This window comes from Hymenobacter chitinivorans DSM 11115 (genome assembly GCF_002797555.1).
GTDB classification, from domain to species: Bacteria; Bacteroidota; Bacteroidia; order Cytophagales; family Hymenobacteraceae; genus Hymenobacter; species Hymenobacter chitinivorans.
In genome coordinates, this window is the sequence record NZ_PGFA01000003.1 from 479,460 (window position 1) to 500,231 (window position 20,772).

Here is a 20,772-nt window from a genome sequence, read left to right on the forward strand (position 1 = left end):
TCTTCGCCGACGGAGCAGCCGAATCCGGGGGCCGAAGACTCCACCTGGCTCGCCATCTTTTTGAGCGTGGAGAAAAGTACGTGGCTGCAATACCTGCAGAGAAGCCCGTTCTGAAGCTATTTCTGTCGAATATCTACGACCGTTCCAAATCGTTTTACCATTATCGGACCGGCAACCCCACCGAGGCCATTCAACTGGTGCACAACGCACTGGTCAACAACATTACGCTGGAAGCCAACGGCTTCGAGTTCCTGGTCTTCGACCGGGTCTCGCAGTACCACAACCTGGCCAAGGTGTATTTCGGCTTGCAGCAGCCCGAGCGGGGATTCGAAATTCTGTCGGACTCCATTTGCTTCCTGATGACGGGGCGGGCCCGGGTGCTGACAGATCTGAACCGCAACTATCTGGGAGTTTACAACGCCGACCTGATTCAGATGCGGTACTCGCTGCTGGCCCTGATACTGTGCGAAACGCTGACCAACCTGCAGAAAGGCACCGATGCGGAGTCTTTTGTGCGCGACAGTGAGGCGTTTATGACCCCCATTCTGGCCGCAGCTCCGGAATTCGTGCTGCACGAACCGCAGGAGGAGTTTCTGCAGCAGTGGCTGTTGGTGGTGCAGCTATTCTACCAGCGGCAGTACTCCCGGTTTCGGGAAGCCGCCGCGGCCTTTCTGGCGACGGCGCCTTCGTGCCTGCGCAATGTTCCGCACGAGCTGTTGGAGAGCCTGGTGGGCTACAGCCGGGAGCTGAGCGCACCACTACTGGCCGCAGGATAGACCATTGAGCTAGCCAGACCAGCTTACCCGCCAAAAAACGCGCCCCGCCCATCCGGCGGGGCGTTTTGCGTGTAGAGCCAGTCGGCCGTGGGTGGGGGAGCAGGCTAAATAAACTCCGCAACTATTCCCTACTTTTGGTAGCCGCTTTTCCTGCGGTAAAAGCCCCGCGGGCGGCACGCACGCGGCTACCTGTGCTTCGCCTGGCGGCGGGCAGGGGGTACTGGAATTTCACTCCTACATTGAATGAAGAAGACTTTTCTGATTGTGCTGGGCCTGGCCGCGGGCTTGCGCGGATACGGGCAAACTACGGTCCCGCTGACGGCTCGGATGGAGCAAGTAGGCCTCACCTTTGCCCTGGGCCCCGGGGGGCAACCCACGTACGCCGTGCAGTATGGTGCCCAAGCCGTGCTCAAGCCCTCCCGGCTGGGCTTGGCCTTGGCCGACGGCCAGGGATTCGACGGACCGCTGGAAGTGGTGGGCAGCGAAACCAAAGAGGTAGACGAGACCTGGCGGCCGGTGTGGGGTGAGGTTCGGAGCATCCGCAACCACTACCAGCAGCTCACGGTGCACCTGCGCCAGCCCGCCCCGCCCCGTCGGCAGCTCGACGTCGTGTTCCGGGTATTTGCCGACGGCGTGGGCTTCCGCTACGAGTTTCCGGCCCAGTCCGCGCTGCAGTACTTCACCGTGCAGGACGAAAAAACCGAGTTTAACCTGCCCGCCAACCACAAAGCTTTCTGGATTCCGGGCGACTACGACTCCAATGAGTACACCTACAGCACTACCCGCCTGAGCGAAGTCAACTCGGCCAATATCGAGGCCATTCAGCTCAAATCGGCGCCCCAGCGGGTGCAGACGCCGCTGATGCTCAAGTCGGACGACGGGCTCTATATCAACATTCACGAGGCGGCCCTGGTCAACTACCCGGCCCTGATGCTGAACGTGGATACCAAAACCTTCGGGCTGAGCAGCCAGCTGGTGCCCGATGCCACCGGTACCGGAGCCAAAGCCTACCTGCAGGCGCCCGAACACACACCCTGGCGCACCATTATTGTAAGCAATAAGGCCCCGGACGTGTTGGCTTCCAAGCTGATTCTCAACCTGAACGAGCCCACCAAGCTGACCGAAACCAGCTGGATTCAGCCCCAGAAGTTTGTGGGCGTGTGGTGGGAAATGCACGTCAACAAGGCCAGCTGGAACTACTCCGACGTGAGCAACATCAAGCTGGCCGATACCGACTGGGGCAAGCTCACGCCCAACGGCCACCACGGCGCCAATACGGCCAACGTGAAGCGCTACATTGACTTTGCCGCCAAGTATGGCCTGCAGAGCGTGCTGGTCGAGGGCTGGAACGTGGGCTGGGAAGACTGGGCCAACAACTGGAAAGAGGAAGTATTCGACTTTGTAACGCCCTACCCCGACTTTGCCGTGGCCGAGTTGCAGCAGTACGCCCAAAGCAAGGGCGTGAAGCTGATGATGCACCACGAAACCAGCTCGTCGGTGACCAACTACGAGCGGCGCCAGGACGCGGCCTACCGCTTTATGAAGGAGCACAACTACGACGCGGTGAAAACCGGCTACGTGGGCCGCATCATCCCGCGCGGTGAGCACCACGACGGGCAGTGGATGGTAAACCACTACGTGCGCACGGCCCAGAAAACGGCCGATAACCACATTATGGTCGACATGCACGAGTCGGTGCGGCCCACGGGCTTGCACCGCACGTATCCCAACTGGCTGGCCAGTGAGGCGGCCCGCGGCAACGAGTTTAACGCCTGGAGCAGTGGTAACCCGCCCGAGCACGAAACCATTCTGCCCTTCACCCGCCTCATCGGCGGGCCGATGGACTACACGCCCGGCATCTTCCAGATCAAGCTGGAAGGCTGGAACCCGCAGCGCAACCAGGGCAAGCAGGTGCACACCACCCTTACCAAGCAGCTGGCCCTGTACGTGACGCTGTACTCGCCCCTGCAGATGGCCGCCGACCTGCCCGAAGCTTACGAGCAGCACCTCGACGCCTTCCAGTTTATCCGCGACGTACCCGTCGACTGGGACGATACCCGCATCTTGCTGGCCGAGCCCGGCGAGTATATTACCACCGCCCGCAAGGCCAAGGGCAAGGACGAGTGGTACGTGGGTAGCATCACCGACGAGCAGGCCCGGCAGCAGCAAATAAAGCTCGACTTCCTGACGCCGGGCCAGCAGTATGAAGCCATTCTGTACGCCGACGGCAAAGGCGGCAGCTGGGATAAAAACCCGCAGGCCTACCAGATTCGCCGGCAGAAAGTAACCAGTAAAACCACGCTCAAGCTGCAACTAGCCCCCGGGGGTGGCACGGCCATTAGCATTAAGCCGAGCCGGTAAGCCGGCTGCCACGGAGCTGAGTAGGGAGCCTATAGTACGGGCCAGGTTGTTGGAACAGCCTGGCCCGAGTGCTTTTGCGCAAGGTATGCGCGCCTAAAATTGGGTGGCTGATGAGAAACCGTTGAGAATATTTTTGCCTATGTCGTAAACATGCGTCATAGAATGTCGTATGTTTACGACATAGTTCACTGCTTTTCTTATGACACACGCCAAAACCGCCGCCTTTACGACCGAGCAGCAGCAGCTGGCCCGGGTAGCCAAAGCCCTGGCCCACCCGGCCCGGGTGGCTATTATTCAGCTGCTGGCCAGCAAAACCACTTGCATTTCCGGCGACATTGCCGCCGAGCTGCCCTTGTCGCGCACCACCGTGACCCAGCACCTGCAGGAGCTCAAAGCCCTGGACATGATTCGGGGCGAAATCGACGGCCTAACGGTGTGCTACTGCCTGAATACGACTCTGCTGCGGCAAGTGCAGCAGCAGTTTATGACCTTTTTCCAGGAAGCCACGGCCCCGTCGCCCTGCGCGCCCGATACCGCCTGCGCCTGCTGATTCTCATTTTCCCACCTTTTACCCCTACTCGTATGGCAGCCTCTGTTTTCCCCCGGATGCACGTTTCGCTGTATGTGGCCGACCTGACGGCCACGGTCAACTTCTACAATACCTTCTTTGGCCAGCCGGCCACCAAAATCCGGCCGGGTTACGCCAAATACGTGCTGGACCGACCCTCGCTCATCATCTCCTTTGTCGAAAATGCCCAGCGCGTTGCCAGTCACTTTGGGCACCTGGGCTTTCAGGTAGAAACCGTGGCCGAGCTCGATGAGCGCCTGACCGTGGCGCGGGCGGCGGGGCTAGTGCAGCGCGAAGAAATTGGTACCAGCTGCTGCTACGCCAAGCAAGACAAGTTTTGGGTAAACGACCCCGACGGGGTGGAGTGGGAGGTGTACTACTTTCACGAAGACGCCGAATTTAACGACCCACGCTACCAGGACGAGTACCAGCAGGCCAGCGCCTCGCAGTGCTGCATTGCGCCACCGGCCAAGGTGCCCGCCGAGCTGCACTTTGCTCCCGCCGAGGCTATGGCCTTTCCCATAGCCGCCACTGCTCCGGCTGCCGAGCCGGGCTGCGGCTGCGGTACTCCCGCTACGCTGGCCCTGGATCCGGCCTGCTGCTAACTTGCCGGCTCCACGCGCGTGGCCGCCCCGGCGTGGGGCTTGTCTTATCATGTATTATCGTCTGCAGTATGAAACTTCTTCCTCTTGCCGCCGCCCACTGGGAACAGGTGCGGACTATTTATGAGCAAGGCCTCGCTACCGGCAATGCTACTTTTCAAACCACGGCCCCGGCCTGGGAGGAGTGGGACCAGGGCCACTTGGCGCACAGCCGCCTCGTGGCTCTCGATGAGGCGGGGCAGGTGCTGGGCTGGGTGGCGCTGTCGCCGGTTTCGGGCCGCTGCGTGTACGGAGGCGTGGGGGAGGTCAGCGTGTACGTGGCCACTGCCGCCCGGGGCCTGGGCGTGGGCCGGCAGCTGCTGGCGGCCCTGATTACCGAGTCAGAAAAGCAGGGTATGTGGACTCTGCAGGCGGGCATTTTCCCCGAAAACACCGCCAGCGTGCGGTTGCACGAGGCCCACGGCTTTCGGCAGGTGGGGCGCCGGGAGCGAATCGGGCAGCTCCACGGCCTCTGGCGCGACACGCTGCTGCTGGAACGCCGCAGCACGGTGGTCGGGGCCGAGCCGCCGCTACCGGCTACCACCGAGCGGCCGGCCGCCGCGGAAGGGTAAGCCGGCCGGGCCCCGCCGCTCAGCTACGCCTTCCTTTCCTAAGCTAACACTAAACGACCCGGCGTACCCACCACTGCTTTGCAGGCCCCGACGGTCATTTTTCGCTACTTCGTATGTCCCACAAGCCAAACGTGTTGGTGCTGGGCACCGGCAATTCCTGCCGTAGTCAGCTGTTGCACGGATACTTAAGCCGGCTCTTAGCCGAGCAAGTCGCCGTGTACAGTGCCGGCATCGAAACCCACGGGGTGAATCCGAAGGCTATTGCCGTAATGCAGCAGGACGGCGTCGATATTGCCCACCATACCAGCAACCTGGTAAACGAGTACGCCCACGCTTTTACCGCGCGTTATTTCCCGTCGGTTAAGCCATAGCCGCGTTTTTAAGGGGCAGTAAGGCCCCCACACAGAAGCGCCACTGTCCGGTTTGGGCAGTGGCGCTTCTGTGTGGGGGCCTGCGGGCGGCTAGCGGGCCGGGGCGACGGGCGGGGGAGCTAGGGCTTGGCGCGTCCAGGAGCCGGCCAGAGCGGCCAGGCCGCCTACCAGGCCGCTGAGCACGGCCGCCAGAATAACCACGGCCCAGCTGCTGCCGCCGAGCGGAAGGAGTTGGGCCACGCGGGAGGCCAGCAGGCCCTCATTTTTGACGTTGAACCACACGGCCAGCATAAACCAGCCCATACCTACCCCGTTGAAGCCCGCCATAAAGGCCCGGCCGCCGGAGGTCGGTAGCCCGAAAGCCGCGGCAAAGGCCAGGGGCGTAACAATCCACCAGGGCAGGAAATACTGCGCTACGGCGCACAAGACGAAGATTACTAGAAATAAACGCATAACGGGTAATGGTTAAAGGGTTAAATAACGAGGGTAAGATAGGGGTTCTGCGTTATTTCTGCTGCAGCGTCCAGGCGGCCTGCACGCGGGGGTGCTTTTCGTCGGGGCTGCGCAGAAAAACCAGCTCCGTGAGCTGCCCGGCGCTCCAGGTGTCAATCAGGTTCTCGTAGTAAGCCGAGCCGGGGTTGCCCGACTGCCCACCGGGGTACACGCCGTAGGCCTTCACCTGCGGGCCCAGCGCCACAACCATGCGCCAGGACGGCCCGTTCCGCTCGGAAGTGGCATTGACGATGCCAGCCCCGCCGCCCACATTCAAATCCAGGCGGCCGAAGCCGGGCAGCTGGGCCAGGTGCAGAATGTCGGTGCTTTTCTGGTGGGCCCAGCGCCACTCCGGGCCCAGGGCGCCAAACTTGCGGGTGAGCGAGTCGGTGGCAAACTGCAACGACAGCCGGGCCAGGGTTTCGAGGGTTTCCTTGGCCGGGGTGCGCCGGTCGTCAATCCAGCGGGAAGTGGGCTCCTGCAGTAGCAGGGTGTTGGTCCGGTCCCGGCTGGGGGCGCGCATTTCCAGGCCGGTAGCCTGCAGACCGAAATCATCATCCCAGAGGCGCTTCACTAGGTTGCTGTACCAGAGCTCAAAGATGCTGGGCCCAATGGCGTCGGCCTCGTAGAAGTAGTTCCAGCGGCTGAGCTCGTCGTACACTTTCTGCTGGGCAGCGGGCAGCGGTTGCCCTTGCACCAGGCTCAGCATTCGGGGCAGCATGAGCTGGGCGTTGAGGTTGAGGTTATCGGTCTGGAGCAGGCGCAGGCTGTCGGGCGTCACGCGCGTCATGCGGGCCAGCCGCTCGTTGATGCGGTGGCCCCGCTCGTAGCTGCCGTACTGCCAGTTGAGGTAATACGGGTAGTCGGGGCCGGCCGAAAACTGGTTGGCGGAGCTCACGAAGCCCCGGGCCGGGTTTTTCACGTGGGGGTTCTGCTGCTGCGGAATCCAGCCCTGCCAGTCGTAGGCCGGGTCGGTACCGTCGAGGATGAACTTGCCCTGGTTGCGCCACTTCAGCGGAAACCGGCCGTTGGGCCAGATGGCAATATCGTTCTGGCTGCTGGCAAAGATGAAGTTCTGGGCCGGGGAGCCGTAGGTGCTCAGGGCCGCGGTGTAGTCCTGGTAGTTCCGGGCCCGGTTCAGCTTATAAAACGCCAGCACCTCATTATCGGCGTCGTGGGCCGTCCAGCGCATGGCGTGGCGGGTGGGCGTCTGGGTCATGAAGGGCTTCTCGTCCTTGTCGTACACGATGGGGCCGTGGTGGGTGTAGAGCACCGTGTCGTAACGGTCGGGCTGCCCGCGCACCACAATGTGCTCTACCACCCGGCGCACCGGTTTCCAGTGCCCGTCGTGCCAGTACTCGCGCTGGGAAGCATCCTTAAACTTGAGCTGGTAGAAGTCCAGCACGTCGGCCGCCACGTTGGTCACACCCCAGGCCACCTGGTCGTTGAAGCCGATAATAACCGTGGGGGCGCCCGGAATCGTGACGCCGTACACGTTCACGCCCGGGGCCGAGAGCTGCACCTGGTACCAGATGCTGGGCAAATTGAGCTGCAAGTGCGGGTCGTTGGCCAGAATCGGGAAGCCCGAAGCCGACTTTTTCCCGTCCACGGCGAAGTTGTTGGACCCCAGCTCCGGGTCGGGTTCGTTTTGAGCTACTTTGTTCGACATGGCCGCCGTAAACGAAGGCGGCGTGGGCGGGGCGGGCAGGGGCTTAAAATCGAGCGGCGTGCCTACGGGTACAATCGGGTCTTCGCGCTGCGGGTAGTCCGGAAACAGGTCCTGGACCACTGCCGGGCCGTATTTGCCCAGGGCGTTGGACAGGCGCAAGTCGTCGGAGCGGCCACTCAGGTCGAAGGCCATGTACTTGAGCAGCAGCGAGCTTTTTATTGGCTCCCAGGGCTCAGGCGCGTAATCGAGCAGCTTGTACTCGAAGGGGTAGTCGCGCGGGCTCAGGCTCTGGATGTAGGCGTTGATGCCGTCGGAGTAAGAGGTCAGCACGGTGCGGGTCGTGGGGTCGGCCAGCATGGCTGCCGTCGACTTCTCGGCCCCGAACTTGAGGCCCATGCGCCGAAAAAACCGGTCGGTTTCAAGCCGGGCCGGCCCCACGATTTCCGACAGCCGCCCGGCCGCCACGTGGGTCACGAAGTCCATCTGCCAGAGCCGGTCCTGGGCCGTGAGGTAGCCCTGGGCAAAGTACAGGTCGTGGTCGTTCTGGGCGAAGATGTGGGGTACGTGCTTGTCGTCGAAGCGCACCTGCACTGGCTGCTGCAGGCCGGGCAGGGTCAGGGTTTGGGCCACGGGAAAGCCGTTGGCGGGTTCGGCATTGCGCCAAAAGCCCTGAAACGGGCTCAGAAACTTGCCGAAAGGTGGAATATCACCCTGTTTGGTATTGAGCACCCAGGTCAGGGCCAGGGAAAGAGCAGTAGCTAAGAGAGCTTTAATCCACTTCATGAGCCGGGTGGGCAGGGCGTAGCTAAAAATAAAAACTGGCCGCCGGAAAACTCCGCACGGCCAGTATAATTACTAGTTAAAAACGATTATTGCGCGGCGGCGGCCGTTTTCGGGAAGAAAATCTGGAAGCCCACGGCCAGGCCCCACTGGTTGGCGCGGGTATCGGCCTCCAGATCCGTGTTGGCGTGCCGGTAATAAGGGGCTACTTCCAGGGCCACGTTCGGGGAAATAAAGTAGTTGTAGCCCACGCTCAGCCCGAGCTGCCCGTAGGAGTCTTTGACCACCGGAGCCGGGCCCCCATCCGGATACTTGATGCGGTAGCCCAGAATGCCGTATTGCGCCTGCCCAAAAAACTTGTGCTTCGGCCCATCGGCCACGTAATAGCGGGCAAAAGGCGCCACGCCGTAGGTAAAGGCGCTGGTTTTGTAGGTGGTACCAAACGAGGGAAGCTTGGTGGAAGTATAGGCCAGCGTAAGCTCCGCGCCCAGGGCCAGCCGGTCGACAACGAACACGCCCACGTTGGGAGTCAGGACCACGCCAAATTCCTTCGACTCGCCCTTGGAGGAAGCATACTGCAGCTCGGAAATATTAGAGCCTATCATCAGGCTGCCCTTCTCGGTTTGGGCAAATGCGCTGGTTGCGGTTACTAGCAATGCCCCGGTAACAAATAGTTTTTTCATGAAAAAGAAAGGATGAACAGGTGTAATTGGGGGCGAAGCAAAACAAAAAAGGCCACATGAAGTGGCCTTTTTACTGTTTCCGGAAGAAATACCTGCGGAGCTACAAATTCTCGGCTTGCCGGACCAGGCCCGCAATGCCCAGCTCCTTGAGGCGGAGCTTGAGGGCTTCGGCCTCGGCCTTGTCGGTAAACTGGCCCACAATAACGCGGTTGTAGGGCTTGCCATTCTGGGTGCTTTCGGCAATGGTCACGGTCAGCTTCTCGTCCAGGGCCTGAATCTTGGCCTGCACGTTCTGGGCGTTGCGCGGGTCGCCGAAGGTGCCGGCCTGCACCACGAAGGTGGGAATCGGGGCCGGAACCACCACTACGTCGGTGGCTTCGGTAGCACCGGCTATTACGTCCGTCAGCGTCGTGACGGCGGCCAGGGTGGTTACGGCCGAGTCGGTGGCCAAAGCGGCCAGGTTTGCGGGAGCGTCGGTCGGGCCCAGGGGCGTGTCGCTGGGTACTACTTCGGCCACGACCGATACGGCGCCGCGGCGCACGATATCCAGGGGGCGGGCCGCTACTTCCGATAAATCCAGAATCCGCTGGTGGCGGAACGGGCCGCGGTCCGAAACGCGCACTACCACGGATTTGCCGTTGGAGGGGTTCGTTACGCGGAGCTTAGTGCCGAAGGGCAGGGTTTTATGAGCGCAGGTATACTTAAAGCGGTCAAACCGTTCGCCGTTGCTGGTCCGGTGGCCCTGATGCTCGCGGCCGTACCACGAAGCCCGGCCGCGCAGCACAACGGCGCGGGAAGCCGAGGCCGAGGCCGGTTTTTCTTCTTCGAAACGCGTAGCCCGGGCTGCTTGAGGGAGGGCCGTGAACAATGCAAAAAGCAAGGCCATCATCAAGCCGGAAACATGCAGTCGTGTCGGTGTCAACTTCATTCGTTTGCTGGTTGGTGAGCAGAACAAATCTAGAAGAGGATTCCAAACCACCTAGCTGATTCCAACGCCGTTAGTCAAGCTGCTACGCGTGAAATTGTCTTTTTTTGACAAAATTTGCATTTAATTAATTGTTCTCAAACTTGGAAAATAGCCGATTGTGTTTCATTAAGGCGGATTTTGCACTATTAATAGAGGCTTGGCGAACGGCGTTAGAAATAAGAGTATGCGGGGGTAAAAAAATTTTGGCATTCACGGCCGAGCTATCTTCGAAGCGGGGTTGTAAAAGTCCCGGAATTTTGCTAAGGGTGTAAGGCGTCCGGCTGGGTGGTTTTGCCGTACTTTGCCCCATGGATTTTGGCCGTCTTTCCGACCTGCGCTACGTTGATTTTCGCCTCCCGCCCGACCACCCCGAAACGGCGGCCGTGCTGGCCCGGGCCCAGGCGGCCGGCCCGGTCGCGCCCCGTATATATATAGGGTGTCCGATCTGGACGAATAAGGCCTGGCTGGGCTCGTATTTTCCGGCCGGAATCAAGGACGCCGATTACCTGCACCACTACGCCCGGCAGTTCAACAGCATCGAGCTGAACACGACCCATTACCGGATTCCGGACGCGCCCACCGTGCGCAAGTGGCGCGACGCGGTGCCCAGTAGCTTCCGCTTCTGCCCCAAAATTCCGCAGAGCATCAGCCACGACCGGGAGCTGTACAACGCCGACGAGCTGACGACGACCTTTTGCCGCTCTATCAGCGGCCTGGAGGAGCGGCTGGGCCTGGCCTTTTTGCAGCTGCCGCCCACGTTTGGCCCCGAGCACCTGCCCCGGCTGGAGCGCTACCTGCTCGACTTCCCTGACTACGTGCCCCTGGCCGTGGAGCTGCGCCACCCGGCCTGGTACACCAATACCACCGTGCGCGACTCGGTGTTTGCCATGCTCGAAGCCCTGGGCAAAACCCTGGTCTTGACCGACGTAGCCGGCCGCCGCGACGTGCTGCACCAGCGCCTGACCACGCCCACGGCCTTTATCCGCTTCAACGGCCACGGCCTGATTGGCTCGGACTACGAGCGGGCCACGGCCTGGGCCGAGCGGATTGCGGGCTGGCTGCAGGCCGGGCTGCAGACGGTGTATTTCTTTATTCACCAGAAAGACATCATGCACTCCCCGCTCTGGGCGCAGTTTTTCATCGAGAAGCTGCACGCCCTGACTGGCCTGGCAATAGCGCCCCCGCAGATTATTCCGCAGCCGGTGCAGGGCAGCTTGTTCTAAATGACTGCCAGCCCCGGGGGCGGACCAGATTCCCAGGGTGAGCCACTACCCGGACTTCGTGAATTAACGTACCTTGGGCTACGCCGTCTGTTCTGCTGCCTTACCGTTGGTTTATGAAGCTTTGGAGTACTCTTCGCCGGTTTGCCGCCGGTTTGCTGGTGTTGTCGTGCTTGCCCGCTACCCCGGGCCGGGCCCAAGTTCAGGAACCGGATGGGCACTGCCTGCTGGTACCCGTAGCGCCGGCCGAGCGGGCCCGGCGGGCGGCGCTGGTCGTGGAGGCCGAAGTGCTGGATGCCCGGGGCTTCTGGGATACCCGGCACCAGCGCATTTACACAGCCCACCAGCTGCGGGTGTTCAGCGTGCTCAAAGGCACGGCCCCCGCTCAGCTCACCATCGTTACTGAGGGCGGCCGGGTAGCCCTGGACGAGCAGCGCCTGACCAACACCCTGCAGCTGCAGCCCGGTGACCAGGGCGTATTTTTCCTGACATCGGCCGGCTTTGCCACTACCGTCCCGGCCTCCTGGACGCCCTACGCCAGTGAGCAAGGGTTTATCCGCTACCAGCTCACCGATGCGTCGGCCGCGGAGCCATTTCGCCACTACCCGCTTATCGGGGCTGGTTTTTACGACGAGCTGGCCGCCAGCCTGGGCCAGCCCCGCCGGGTGATACAGCCCAACGAGGCGCTGCAGCAGGCCCAGCAGCGCCGCACTCAGCCCGTGGTAGCCGCCAAAGGCCAGGCGCCGGTTGTCAGCACGCTCAGCCCCACGGTGGTACCGGCCGGCGTGGAAGGTGTTCTGACCATCAGCGGTTCGGGCTTCGGAGCCACCCAGGGCACGGGCCGGGTCGAGTTTCGCAACGCCGACGATGGGGGCGCCTCCCTGGTGCAGGCCCAGCCCTCCGACTACCTCAGCTGGACCGACACCCAGATTCGGGTGCGAGTGCCTTCGTATAGCCCCACGGGTAGTCCGGCCGGCTCGGGTCCGGTGCGGGTCACTACGGGGGCTAGTCTGCAGGCCACCAGCGGCGCTTCGGTCATTGTGCCCTATGCCGCAACCAACGTGCAGGTGCAGGGGGCCGCTACCATTGTGCGGCCCAACCACATCAACCAGAATGGGGAAGGCGGCTACACGTTTCGGTTTGAGCCGGGTTTTGCGGCCAACCAGCCCGCTGCCGCCGCCTTCAGCCGGGCGTTGGAAACGGGCTGGCGCTGCCAAACCGGCATCAACTGGACGGTGGGGGCCGTGCGCACCACGACCACCACGGGTACCGACGGGGAAAACTCGGTGGGCTTTGATAACGGCAGTGAGCTGCCGGCCAGTGTACTGGGCCGCACCACGAGCTACTACAAAGGGTGCATCGGTAGCAATGGTAGTATCAGCTTTCAGGTCAGTGAAATCGACATGCAGTTCGACGACGGCGTGGCCTGGCAGTTCGGGCCGGCCCTGCCTACCACCCAGCAGTTCGACTTCGAAACGGTGGTGCTGCACGAGCTGGGGCACGCCCAGCAGCTGGGCCACGTCATTACCAACACGGCCGTTATGTATTTCGGCGTAAGCCGGGGCCGCTCCAACCGGACGTTGACGGCTAATGATAAGACCGGGGCCCAGTTGGTGCTGCGCACCCGCAGCTTCCCGACGGCCGGCTGTGGCCCTTCGCCCATGCTGCCGGCTCCGCTGACCAAAGTAGCGGCCACGTTTGTGAGTGGCTCAGGCACGGAAGTAACCTGGACCACGCGGGCCGAGTGCCTAGTGAGCAGCTTTGTAGTGGAGCGCGCCGCCGATACCACGGCCTGGCAACCCGTGGCTACCGTGGCGGCTGGGGCGGCCAATAACAGCTACCGCGTGGTCGATGCCCAGCCGCTGCCGGGCCTGAGCTACTACCGCCTGCGGGTGCGCCGCCCCGACGGCAGCCTCGACAACGTGGCCCCTCGCTTGGTGCAGGATGGCTCCGGGAGCCGCTCCGCCCTGCAGATTTTCCCCAATCCCGTGACGGGCACGCAGCTGCAGTTCCTGTTTACGGGCACCGCCGAGGGTATTTTATCTTTGTTTATCTACGACGCAGTGGGGCGGCGCTACCAGCCCCAGGGTATCAGCAGCCGGGCGGGCACCAACGTGACATCCATCAGCGTGGCTAGCCTGCACCCGGGCTGGTACGTGCTGCGTTGGCGCGACTCCAACGGTAACTCGGGCACGACCAACTTCGTCAAAATCAACTAGCGCTCCAGCAGCATGGCCCCGTAGGAGTAGCCGCCGCCGAATACGGTTACTACCACCCGCTCCCCGGCCTGAATCTGCTCCAGCTGCTCGGACAAGGCAATGGCGGCGCCGGCGCAGCCCGTGTTGCCCAGCCGGTCGATGTTGGAAACGGCCCGCTCCTCGGGCAAGCCCAGGGTCTGGAGCACGTTGCGGGTGATGCGCAGGTTGGCCTGGTGCGGAATCAGCCAGTTCAACTCGTCGGTGGTCAGGTGGTTGCGCTCCAGAATTTGCTGGGTAACCCGGGCCATATACTGGCAGGCGTGGATAAACACGTCTTTGCCGTAGGGCATAATGATGCCCTTGGCCACCGGCGTCAGGGTCACGGCCTCGTCGGCTTTACCAATGCCCCCGGCCCCGGCCGTAATCAGGTCCCGCACGAGCAAGTCGGAGGGGGAGAGGCGCTCCTTGCTGATAAGCAGAGCCGCGGCCCCGTCGCCCCAGAGGTGGCCGGCCACGGTGTCCTGCTCGTTGTTGTAGGCCGTATTGTGCTCCGACACCACCACCAGCGCCCGGCTAGCCTTGCCCATGGCAAAATAGCCCTCCACAATTTCAATGGCGTTGAGCAGCGACGAACAGGCCGACGAAATGCTGACCACCGGAATATCCGTCACGCCGATGGCGCGCTGCACGGCGTGGGCCAGGGTATAAATCGTGTCGTGGGGCGTGTAGGTGGCCCCCACAATCAGGTCGACGGCGGCGGCGGGAAACAACGGGGCGTCGGCCAGCACCCGCTCGGTGGCCTCCACGGCCATGGTATTGGTGTTTTCGCCCACGGCCGCCTTGCGCCGTTCCCGAATTCCCGTCCGTTCAATAATCCACTCGTGCGACAGGCCGTTTAGCCGCGTGAAATGCTCGTTGGTAATAACTTGGGCCGGCAGGTAGGCCGCCACTTGATGAATGTACACGGGTGGAAAAAGAAACGTAGGAGAACAGGTGAAAGAGGTGGCAAGGTACGCCGCGCCCGGTGAAAAATGGACTTTTTGCCCGGTTGGCGCGTACTTTGAGCAGCCTCCGGACGTTCAAACGCTCAATGACCGACCGGAGTTGGTAGTACTTCCCATAAAGATTATGACATTTCCTTCCACCTTTCCGCGCTGCCTCAGCGGCGCTGCGCTGGCCGCCGCGTGTATGTTGCTCACTCCCACGGCCCAGGCCCAGAAATACCGGACGGCCGCGGGCCTGCGGCTGGGCGCCGGTAGCTACGGCGTGACGGTGCAGCAGAAAATTCTGGACAAGGTAACTCTGGAAGGGCTGGGCATCGTGGGCACCCGCGAGGTTTCGGGCACGGTGCTGGCCGAGCGCCACTTCGGTATTCTGGGGCCCAGCCTCAACTACTACCTCGGGGCCGGCGGCCACCTGGGCAACCACAAGGACGACGGCGCCTTCGGCGGCTTCGACGGCATCGTGGGAGCCGAGTACAAAGTAGCCTTTGTCCCGGTGGTGCTGTCCTTCGACTTCAAACCCAGCGTGGAGTTCAACTCGGCCGACTGGGCCCGGTTCCCGACGGCGTTTTCGGTGCGCTACGTGTTTGTGAAGGAAAAGAAAACCGGCTTGTTCGACGGTATTCTGGGCGGCGGCAAAGACAAGTCCGACAAAAAGGATAAGCCCAAAAAGAAGGAGAAAACCACCGAGCGGCGCGGCCTGTTCGACTTCTAAACCTACAGCAGCAGCACGCTCACCAGCACCGACAACACCATGCCGGTGAACAGTACCACGCCGTAGCTGGTCATCATCAGCAGCACCTTGGCCAGGGTTTTGCCCACCGACTGCCCAAAGTTGTTGCGCAGGGCCAGGAAGAAATACACGGCCGGCAGTAGCATCAGCAGCAGGTCCATTGAATCACTGCTGGTGAAGAGGCCCACCCCCAGATTGAGAATGAACAGCACGAACACAAAGCAGTGGAAGTGAATCGAAAAAATCAGGTGGGAGAGGTAGTACTGCCGCTGCCGCCGGTACAAGCCCTTGAGGAGTAGGGCAAAAAGCGGCATGAGGACGAACATGAGCAGGGGCAGGTTTTTTAGCCACTTCCGCGTCATTTCATCCGGCGACATATCCAACGTACGCACCGTCTGACGCAGCATCAGCCGGCGCATGAACGTGGGCTCTAGCTTCCGGCTGCGAATGGCGGAGTCGATGCGGGCCGAGGTAGGATTCTCACTCAGGCTGATGAGTTCGGCCTGCCTGAAATCCATCCCGTTCAGGCCGATGCGGTCATCGTACTTATCGAAAACAATGATGTTGGCCGGGCCGCTAGAACTCTGGCGGGCCGAGTCGGCCGCGGCCCGCAGCCGGTTGTTTTGCATAAGCTCCTTGGACGGGCGGCTGGAGCTGTGGCCGATACTCATCGACAGCAGAAAGAAAAAGACGAAGCTGATAAAGATGTAGAGCCGGATGGGCGGCACGTAGGGCATGCGGTGGCCGGCCAAAAAGCGCTTGGTCAGCTCCCCGGGCTTGAAGAGCAGCAGCTTGGCGGTGCGAAATACCTTACTGTCGAAGTGAAAGATGCCTTCCAGAAACTCTTCCGTGACGTGGCCCAGGGAAAGGCTGACTTCCTGATTCTGCTGCCCGCAACGGGGGCAGAACTCATCGGGCTGCTCGGCCGGGAAGGAGTAGCTGCAGTTGGCGCAGGCAGAAAGCTTAGCGTGGGAGTGGGCCATAAGGAAATAGGGCCACGCAACCGGTAGCCGTAAGGTCTTCACAAATAAACAGCGCGGTTTCGGAATAGCCCAGCTCCGCGGTAAGTCCGGTAAAAATCAGCGGTTATTCGTCGGCCGCCTTTTTTGGATAAGGCCGGGCCAGGTGTTGGGGTAAGAAGGTATTGCAATAATAGCAGGTTTATATATATGATAATCAAGTAGTAAGTATTCAGAAAGCCAGAGAAGTAGACCAACGGGAGCAGTAGGCGGGTGAAGCAAGCTAACAGCGCCCATAGAATCACGGAGTTATAAACTATTTAATCCAATTAAAAATTAAAAACTTGCAAATATTTATAAAATGCTTAGCTTTGGTAAGTAGCTCTTTTGTTGTACTATGTAAAGCTAAAGTATGAAATTGTTGCTTACTCTCATTTCTGCTGTCCGCTTGCTTCGCTTCGGTATTGTGCTGCTGTTAAGCTTGTTGCTGAGCTTTGCGGTCAGGGCTCAATCGGGGGGCTGCTCGGGCAGTGACCCCGCCGGGCAGCCCGCGGCCCCGGGCCTGTACGCCGAGTACTACCCAGGCTTCTTTAACGATGCCCCGGACTTCTTTACCACCAACACCCGGCCGCCCCTGCTCACCCGGGTCGACGCGCAAATCAACTTCGCCGACAACCTGAGCTTTGGCGACCTGACCAGCGTGGCCACGGGCCCCGTCGACGACCCGGACTACTTCAGCCTGCGGCTGCGCGGGAGCATCCTTATTCCGGCTACGGGGCAGTACACGTTCTACCTTTCTTCCGACGATGCCTCCTACCTGTGGCTAGACGAGGCCGCCGTGGCCTTGCCCGCCGACCCGGCCGCGGCCACCATCGACAACGGCGGCTACCATGCCCTGGAGGAGGTGTCCCGCACCGTGACGCTCACGGCCGGGGTCCACAGCCTGCTGCTGCACTACGGCGAGGCCACCGGCGACAATATTGTGGTGCTGGAGTTCGAAGGGCCCGGCATTGCCCGGCAGGTAGTGCCCGCCACGCTGTTTTGCACGACGGTCCAGTCGGCCCGGCCCCCCCAGGCGCTAACGTATTTTCCGGCCACTCTGCAGGCCTTTGTGGGCAGCATTCGGTCGTCGGCGGCACCCACGGTGACGGATGGGGGCGCGGCAGTAACGGCTTATGCCCTGGTGGGTCCGGTGGCGGCGGGTATTAGCATTCACCCCACCACCGGCGTTATTTCCATGGCGCCCAATACGCCCTTGGGCACCTACAGTCTGAGCGTGGCCGCAACTAATGCCAATGGGACCAGTACGTTCGATGATGTGCTGACCGTGGAGGTAATTGCGGGCACGCCGCCGGGCTGCAGCGGCTACGACCCGGCCGGCAACAGTGGCACCTCCGGCCTGTACGCCGAGTATTACGCCGGTTACTTCAACAATGCGCTGAGCTTTTTTAGCACCACCCCCGGCCTGACCCGCATTGAGCCCCTGGTCAATTTTGAAACCGACGGCAGCTTTGGCAACCTGACCGGGGTGGCGGCCTCCGGTACCCCCGCCGACCCCGACGAGTTCAGCGCCCAGCTGCGGGGCAGCCTGCGCATTGCCACCCCGGGCTTCTACACGTTCTACCTTACTTCCGACGATGCCTCCTACCTGTGGCTGGACAATGCCGCACTGGGCACCCCGCTCAGCCTGGCCAACGTGACCATTGATAACGGGGGCTTGCACGCCCCCGTTACCCAGGCCGCCAATGTGTATATGGCCGCGGGCCTGCACAACGTGCGTATTCTATACGGCGAAGCTACCGGCGGCAGCAGCCTGGTACTGGAGTACGAAGGCCCCGGCCTGGCGCGGCAGGTGGTGCCCACCGGGGCGCTGTGCTCAGGTGTGCAGCCACTGCGGCCCGTGGCTTCCAATCTGACCTACTCACCGCATATGGCGGCCCAGGTGGCCGGCACTACCGGCGCCTCGCCGCTGCCAAATCTGGCTTCACCAAGCGCCATCGTAGCCTTCGTCGTGGCCAATGCCGCAGCCCTGCCCGCCGGTATCAGCATTGATATCGACAACGGCCGCCTCGCCGTGGATACTACCGTGCCGCTGGGCACTTACAGCGTAGACGTGGCCGTGACCAACGCCGCGGGCAGCGTTACCTTTCAGGATGCCTTTGTTTTCACGGTAGCGCCGCCACCACCCGCCGGCTGCTCGGTGAGTGCTCCGAATGGCAGCCCACCCACGGCTGGCCTGTACGGGGAATACTACGCGGGCTATTTTGATGATAACCCGGCTTTCTTCGAAAATAATACCCCGCTCATCACGCGCCTGGAGCCCGGGCTGAACTACGGCGCCGACGACGGCTGGGGCAACGTGCTGCCGCCGGCCGACAATACCCTGCTCGACCCTGACCACTACAGCGCCCGGTACCGCGGCAGTATTTCCCTGCCCACGGCTGGCAGTTACACGTTCTACCTCACTTCCGACGATGCTTCCTACTTGTGGCTGGACAATGCCGCCCGGGTGTCGCCGCCGCGGGTGTACCAGGCTGCCATCAACAACGGCGGCCGGCACGGACCTACCACCGCTTCCGTGACGTTGCCGCTGGAGGCGGGCTTGCACGACTTTGTACTGCTGTTCGGGGAAGATACGGGCGCCAACCGGTTGGTATTCGAGTACGAAGGACCCAGTATTGCCCGGCAGGTAGTGCCCGGCAGCGCTACTTGCACCGGCACTACTGGTCAGCCTTTGCCCGTGCAACTGGTGCGCTTCGAGGCCACGGCCGCGGCCAACTCCGTGGTTATTGATTGGGCCACGGCCCAGGAAGTCAACAGCCTGAAGTACCTGGTGGAACGCTCCCGCAACGGAGTCATTTTTGAGCCCGTGGACAGTCGCCCGGCCGTGGGCAACAGCAGTCAAACCCAGCGCTACCACCTCACCGACCGGGCCCCGCTGCCCGGCCTGAGCTACTACCGCCTCCGCCAGATTGACAAGGACGGCAAAGAATCGGTTTCGCCCGTAGTGGTGGTGCGGGTGAGCAAGCCCACGACCCTGACGGCGGCGGTGTTCCCGAACCCCAACCACGGCGCCTTTTCCGTACGGGTACAGCAAACCACCGCCGACCCGGCCCAGCTGGAGCTGCTCAACCTGCAGGGCCAGGTGGTGTACCGCCAGCAGCTGCCCGCCGCCGCCATTGCCGAGTATGACTTGCGCGTGCCCGGCCTAGCCGCGGGCTTATACCAGCTCCGTCTTACCGCCGCTACCGGGGTAACCACGCAGAAAGTAGTTATCGAGTAAGCCTTCCTACTTCCTCAGAAAAAGCCGCTACCCGCCCGGGTAGCGGCTTTTTTGTATCGACCCTTCGGCCCCTAAAACTCGGTGTGCAGGCGCAGGGCCAGCACCTGCACCGGGCCGGGCCGGTCGTGGTTATAGCCGGGGTTGAGCACTAGCTGGTAGTCGGGGCTGAGCGACACGTGGTAGCGGGGCAGCTCAAAGCTGTAGTAGACTTCACTGATGAGCTCCGGCGTGTAATTCAGGTTTCCGTCGCCGATGATGAAGCCGTAGCCGCCGGCCGCCAGGTAAGCACGGTGCTCGTCCGAAATTCCGTTGGCTACCACGGCCACGCCCAGCCGGTCGGTGGGGCGGTGCCAGCGCCGGCCGGTGCTCACGGCGCCCAGGCTGGCCGAACGGTCAATTTCGGTGAAGGCCCAGGTTTCGTGGCGGCCGTCGTTGTAGCTGAGGCGGGCAAAAAGGCCCAGGTCCGAGGTCAGCTCCTGCTCGGCGCTGATGCCGAAGCCGGTTTTGGTGCGGCCCGTCTGGCGGGTCTGGGTGATGTCGTGGTCGGGGCGCTGGGTGGCCAGGCGGTAGTCGCCCATGCCGGCCACGTTGCGGAAGCCCAGCAGGCGCACGGTACCGGGGCGGTGGGCCAGGTGGTAGGAGTAGGTCAGCTCCAGGGTTTCGGCGTGGGCCTGGCCGTAGTGGTAGTTGAGGGCGGGGCCATTGGCCTGCTGGGGCACCAGCGTGGAGGCAGCGCGCAGGGCAAAGGCGGGCGTCACGTACTCCAGTAAGGCCCCTACGGTGTAGCCGCGGGTGTTGGCCGGGTAGTCCCAGGCCCCGTTGCTCATCAGGCTCCAGTTCAGAAACTGGGTCCGCGGGTCGTGGCTGTAGCTGTTCTGGTCGAAGAAGTCGGCTGCGCTGAACTTGCCGGCCGTGAGGGCCAGATAGTGGGTGGGGTGGGCGCCGCCGAGTTGGTTAAGGTCATCCTCCACCGGCTGTAGCTCGGGTTTCAGAGCCCATTCCTGGCGCAGGTACAGCCGAGCCAGGTACAATACTGGCGCCGGGTCGCCGATGCGGAACGTTTCGCCATTAGTGAAGCCCGCAATGCCCCGGGCGCTACTCAGGCCACTGCCGCCCGCCACTTCGGGGTTCAGTACCGCGGTGCCGCCCTTCCACAGCCGCCGGCTGATAAAGGCGGTGGTCGTCAACGACAACTTGGCGCTTTCGTGCTCCTGCAGGCTGTAGGGGCCCGAGTAAGGTGCCGAGAAGCCCGAGTGCCACTGGTCGATAATGGTTTGCTGAAAGTGCAGGCTCCAGGGCTGGGTCCGGGTCGAATCGGGAGTGGCAGTGGCCTGAATGGGCTGCTGGGCCGGGGCGGCGGGCGGCGGAGTAGGCGGGGAGCTGGCCGCCGGGGGCGTTACCTGGGCCGAGGCCAGCGCGGCGGTAAAAAGCAGGCCGCCGCTGAGCAGGACGGCTCGGCGCGGGAGAAAAGTAGGCATGTCCAGGAGAGTAAAGGCCG

At 62.3% G+C, this 20,772-nt stretch carries 17 protein-coding genes; 10 read left to right on the plus strand and 7 right to left on the minus strand.

Annotated features, from left to right (window positions below; all coding sequences use genetic code 11):
- Positions 1 to 80: 80 nt before the first annotated feature.
- The 6 genes from CLV45_RS18980 (at position 81) to CLV45_RS19005 (ending at position 5,289) form a co-directional block, all read left to right on the plus strand.
- Complete coding sequence (locus CLV45_RS18980; RefSeq protein ID WP_100338048.1) at positions 81 to 776, plus strand: hypothetical protein; 696 nt, start codon at positions 81 to 83, stop codon at positions 774 to 776.
- Positions 777 to 1,019: 243 nt separating this feature from the next.
- Positions 1,020 to 3,137: a glycoside hydrolase family 97 protein gene (locus CLV45_RS18985; protein ID WP_100338049.1), complete on the plus strand. Its 2,118-nt coding sequence runs from the start codon at positions 1,020 to 1,022 to the stop codon at positions 3,135 to 3,137.
- A 199-nt stretch (positions 3,138 to 3,336) separates the two neighbouring features.
- Positions 3,337 to 3,687: an ArsR/SmtB family transcription factor gene (locus CLV45_RS18990; RefSeq protein ID WP_100338050.1), complete on the plus strand. Its 351-nt coding sequence runs from the start codon at positions 3,337 to 3,339 to the stop codon at positions 3,685 to 3,687.
- Positions 3,688 to 3,719: 32 nt separating this feature from the next.
- On the plus strand, positions 3,720 to 4,310 hold the full coding sequence (locus tag CLV45_RS18995) for an ArsI/CadI family heavy metal resistance metalloenzyme (RefSeq protein ID WP_100338051.1): 591 nt from the start codon (positions 3,720 to 3,722) through the stop codon (positions 4,308 to 4,310).
- 68 nt (positions 4,311 to 4,378) lie between these two features.
- On the plus strand, positions 4,379 to 4,918 hold the full coding sequence (locus CLV45_RS19000; protein ID WP_100338052.1) for a GNAT family N-acetyltransferase: 540 nt from the start codon (positions 4,379 to 4,381) through the stop codon (positions 4,916 to 4,918).
- Between the two features lie 113 nt (positions 4,919 to 5,031).
- A complete protein-coding gene (locus tag CLV45_RS19005; protein WP_100338053.1) occupies positions 5,032 to 5,289 on the plus strand; it encodes an arsenate reductase/protein-tyrosine-phosphatase family protein in 258 nt (85 codons plus the stop codon).
- Between the two features lie 90 nt (positions 5,290 to 5,379).
- On the opposite strand, the gene CLV45_RS19010 is transcribed toward CLV45_RS19005, so the two are convergent.
- The 4 genes from CLV45_RS19010 to CLV45_RS19025 form a co-directional block, all read right to left on the minus strand.
- On the minus strand, positions 5,380 to 5,742 hold the full coding sequence (locus CLV45_RS19010; protein WP_157807648.1) for a hypothetical protein: 363 nt from the start codon (positions 5,740 to 5,742) through the stop codon (positions 5,380 to 5,382).
- A 52-nt stretch (positions 5,743 to 5,794) separates the two neighbouring features.
- Complete coding sequence (locus CLV45_RS19015; RefSeq protein WP_100338055.1) at positions 5,795 to 8,233, minus strand: penicillin acylase family protein; 2,439 nt, start codon at positions 8,231 to 8,233, stop codon at positions 5,795 to 5,797.
- A gap of 86 nt (positions 8,234 to 8,319) precedes the next feature.
- Complete coding sequence (locus CLV45_RS19020; RefSeq protein ID WP_157807649.1) at positions 8,320 to 8,913, minus strand: outer membrane beta-barrel protein; 594 nt, start codon at positions 8,911 to 8,913, stop codon at positions 8,320 to 8,322.
- A gap of 100 nt (positions 8,914 to 9,013) precedes the next feature.
- Positions 9,014 to 9,799, minus strand: a complete 786-nt coding sequence (locus CLV45_RS19025; protein WP_100338263.1) for a septal ring lytic transglycosylase RlpA family protein — start codon at positions 9,797 to 9,799, stop codon at positions 9,014 to 9,016.
- 389 nt (positions 9,800 to 10,188) lie between these two features.
- On the opposite strand from CLV45_RS19025, the gene CLV45_RS19030 reads away from it, so the two are divergent.
- Together CLV45_RS19030 and CLV45_RS19035 are read left to right on the plus strand one after the other, a co-directional pair.
- Positions 10,189 to 11,103: a DUF72 domain-containing protein gene (locus CLV45_RS19030; RefSeq protein WP_100338057.1), complete on the plus strand. Its 915-nt coding sequence runs from the start codon at positions 10,189 to 10,191 to the stop codon at positions 11,101 to 11,103.
- A gap of 113 nt (positions 11,104 to 11,216) precedes the next feature.
- Positions 11,217 to 13,319 (plus strand): matrixin family metalloprotease, encoded by a 2,103-nt coding sequence (locus CLV45_RS19035; RefSeq protein ID WP_157807651.1) that lies wholly within the window; start codon positions 11,217 to 11,219, stop codon positions 13,317 to 13,319.
- On the opposite strand, the gene CLV45_RS19040 is transcribed toward CLV45_RS19035, so the two are convergent.
- The gene (locus CLV45_RS19040; protein ID WP_100338059.1) at positions 13,316 to 14,263 is read right to left on the minus strand and encodes a 3-oxoacyl-ACP synthase III family protein; all 948 of its coding nucleotides are present in this window, start codon (positions 14,261 to 14,263) and stop codon (positions 13,316 to 13,318) included. The two genes, CLV45_RS19035 and CLV45_RS19040, sit on opposite strands and share 4 nt — an antisense overlap.
- Positions 14,264 to 14,426: 163 nt before the next feature.
- Here CLV45_RS19040 and CLV45_RS19045 point away from each other — a divergent pair, with 163 nt between their 5' ends.
- The gene (locus tag CLV45_RS19045; RefSeq protein WP_211289973.1) at positions 14,427 to 15,014 is read left to right on the plus strand and encodes a hypothetical protein; all 588 of its coding nucleotides are present in this window, start codon (positions 14,427 to 14,429) and stop codon (positions 15,012 to 15,014) included.
- 2 nt (positions 15,015 to 15,016) lie between these two features.
- On the opposite strand, the gene CLV45_RS19050 is transcribed toward CLV45_RS19045, so the two are convergent.
- Positions 15,017 to 16,015 carry a DUF3667 domain-containing protein gene (locus CLV45_RS19050; protein ID WP_100338060.1) on the minus strand — a complete coding sequence of 333 codons (999 nt, stop codon included), beginning with the start codon at positions 16,013 to 16,015 and terminating at the stop codon, positions 15,017 to 15,019.
- 424 nt (positions 16,016 to 16,439) lie between these two features.
- On the opposite strand from CLV45_RS19050, the gene CLV45_RS19055 reads away from it, so the two are divergent.
- Positions 16,440 to 19,274, plus strand: a complete 2,835-nt coding sequence (locus CLV45_RS19055; RefSeq protein WP_170061899.1) for a PA14 domain-containing protein — start codon at positions 16,440 to 16,442, stop codon at positions 19,272 to 19,274.
- Between the two features lie 71 nt (positions 19,275 to 19,345).
- On the opposite strand, the gene CLV45_RS19060 is transcribed toward CLV45_RS19055, so the two are convergent.
- The gene (locus CLV45_RS19060; protein WP_100338062.1) at positions 19,346 to 20,752 is read right to left on the minus strand and encodes a carbohydrate porin; all 1,407 of its coding nucleotides are present in this window, start codon (positions 20,750 to 20,752) and stop codon (positions 19,346 to 19,348) included.
- Positions 20,753 to 20,772: the final 20 nt, after the last annotated feature.

What these genes read in the sequence shown, in the direction of transcription:
- CLV45_RS19005 (WP_100338053.1), top strand. Translation starts at nt 5,032, where the DNA reads ATGTCCCACAAGCCAAACGTGTTGGTGCTGGGCACCGGCAATTCCTGC.
- CLV45_RS19060 (WP_100338062.1), bottom strand. Translation starts at nt 20,752, where the DNA reads ATGCCTACTTTTCTCCCGCGCCGAGCCGTCCTGCTCAGCGGCGGCCTG.
- CLV45_RS18995 (WP_100338051.1), top strand. Translation starts at nt 3,720, where the DNA reads ATGGCAGCCTCTGTTTTCCCCCGGATGCACGTTTCGCTGTATGTGGCC.
- CLV45_RS18990 (WP_100338050.1), top strand. Translation starts at nt 3,337, where the DNA reads ATGACACACGCCAAAACCGCCGCCTTTACGACCGAGCAGCAGCAGCTG.
- CLV45_RS19015 (WP_100338055.1), bottom strand. Translation starts at nt 8,233, where the DNA reads ATGAAGTGGATTAAAGCTCTCTTAGCTACTGCTCTTTCCCTGGCCCTG.
- CLV45_RS19030 (WP_100338057.1), top strand. Translation starts at nt 10,189, where the DNA reads ATGGATTTTGGCCGTCTTTCCGACCTGCGCTACGTTGATTTTCGCCTC.
- CLV45_RS19050 (WP_100338060.1), bottom strand. Translation starts at nt 16,015, where the DNA reads ATGGCCCACTCCCACGCTAAGCTTTCTGCCTGCGCCAACTGCAGCTAC.
- CLV45_RS19000 (WP_100338052.1), top strand. Translation starts at nt 4,379, where the DNA reads ATGAAACTTCTTCCTCTTGCCGCCGCCCACTGGGAACAGGTGCGGACT.
- CLV45_RS19010 (WP_157807648.1), bottom strand. Translation starts at nt 5,742, where the DNA reads ATGCGTTTATTTCTAGTAATCTTCGTCTTGTGCGCCGTAGCGCAGTAT.
- CLV45_RS19035 (WP_157807651.1), top strand. Translation starts at nt 11,217, where the DNA reads ATGAAGCTTTGGAGTACTCTTCGCCGGTTTGCCGCCGGTTTGCTGGTG.
- CLV45_RS19020 (WP_157807649.1), bottom strand. Translation starts at nt 8,913, where the DNA reads ATGAAAAAACTATTTGTTACCGGGGCATTGCTAGTAACCGCAACCAGC.
- CLV45_RS18985 (WP_100338049.1), top strand. Translation starts at nt 1,020, where the DNA reads ATGAAGAAGACTTTTCTGATTGTGCTGGGCCTGGCCGCGGGCTTGCGC.
- CLV45_RS19045 (WP_211289973.1), top strand. Translation starts at nt 14,427, where the DNA reads ATGACATTTCCTTCCACCTTTCCGCGCTGCCTCAGCGGCGCTGCGCTG.
- CLV45_RS19025 (WP_100338263.1), bottom strand. Translation starts at nt 9,799, where the DNA reads ATGGCCTTGCTTTTTGCATTGTTCACGGCCCTCCCTCAAGCAGCCCGG.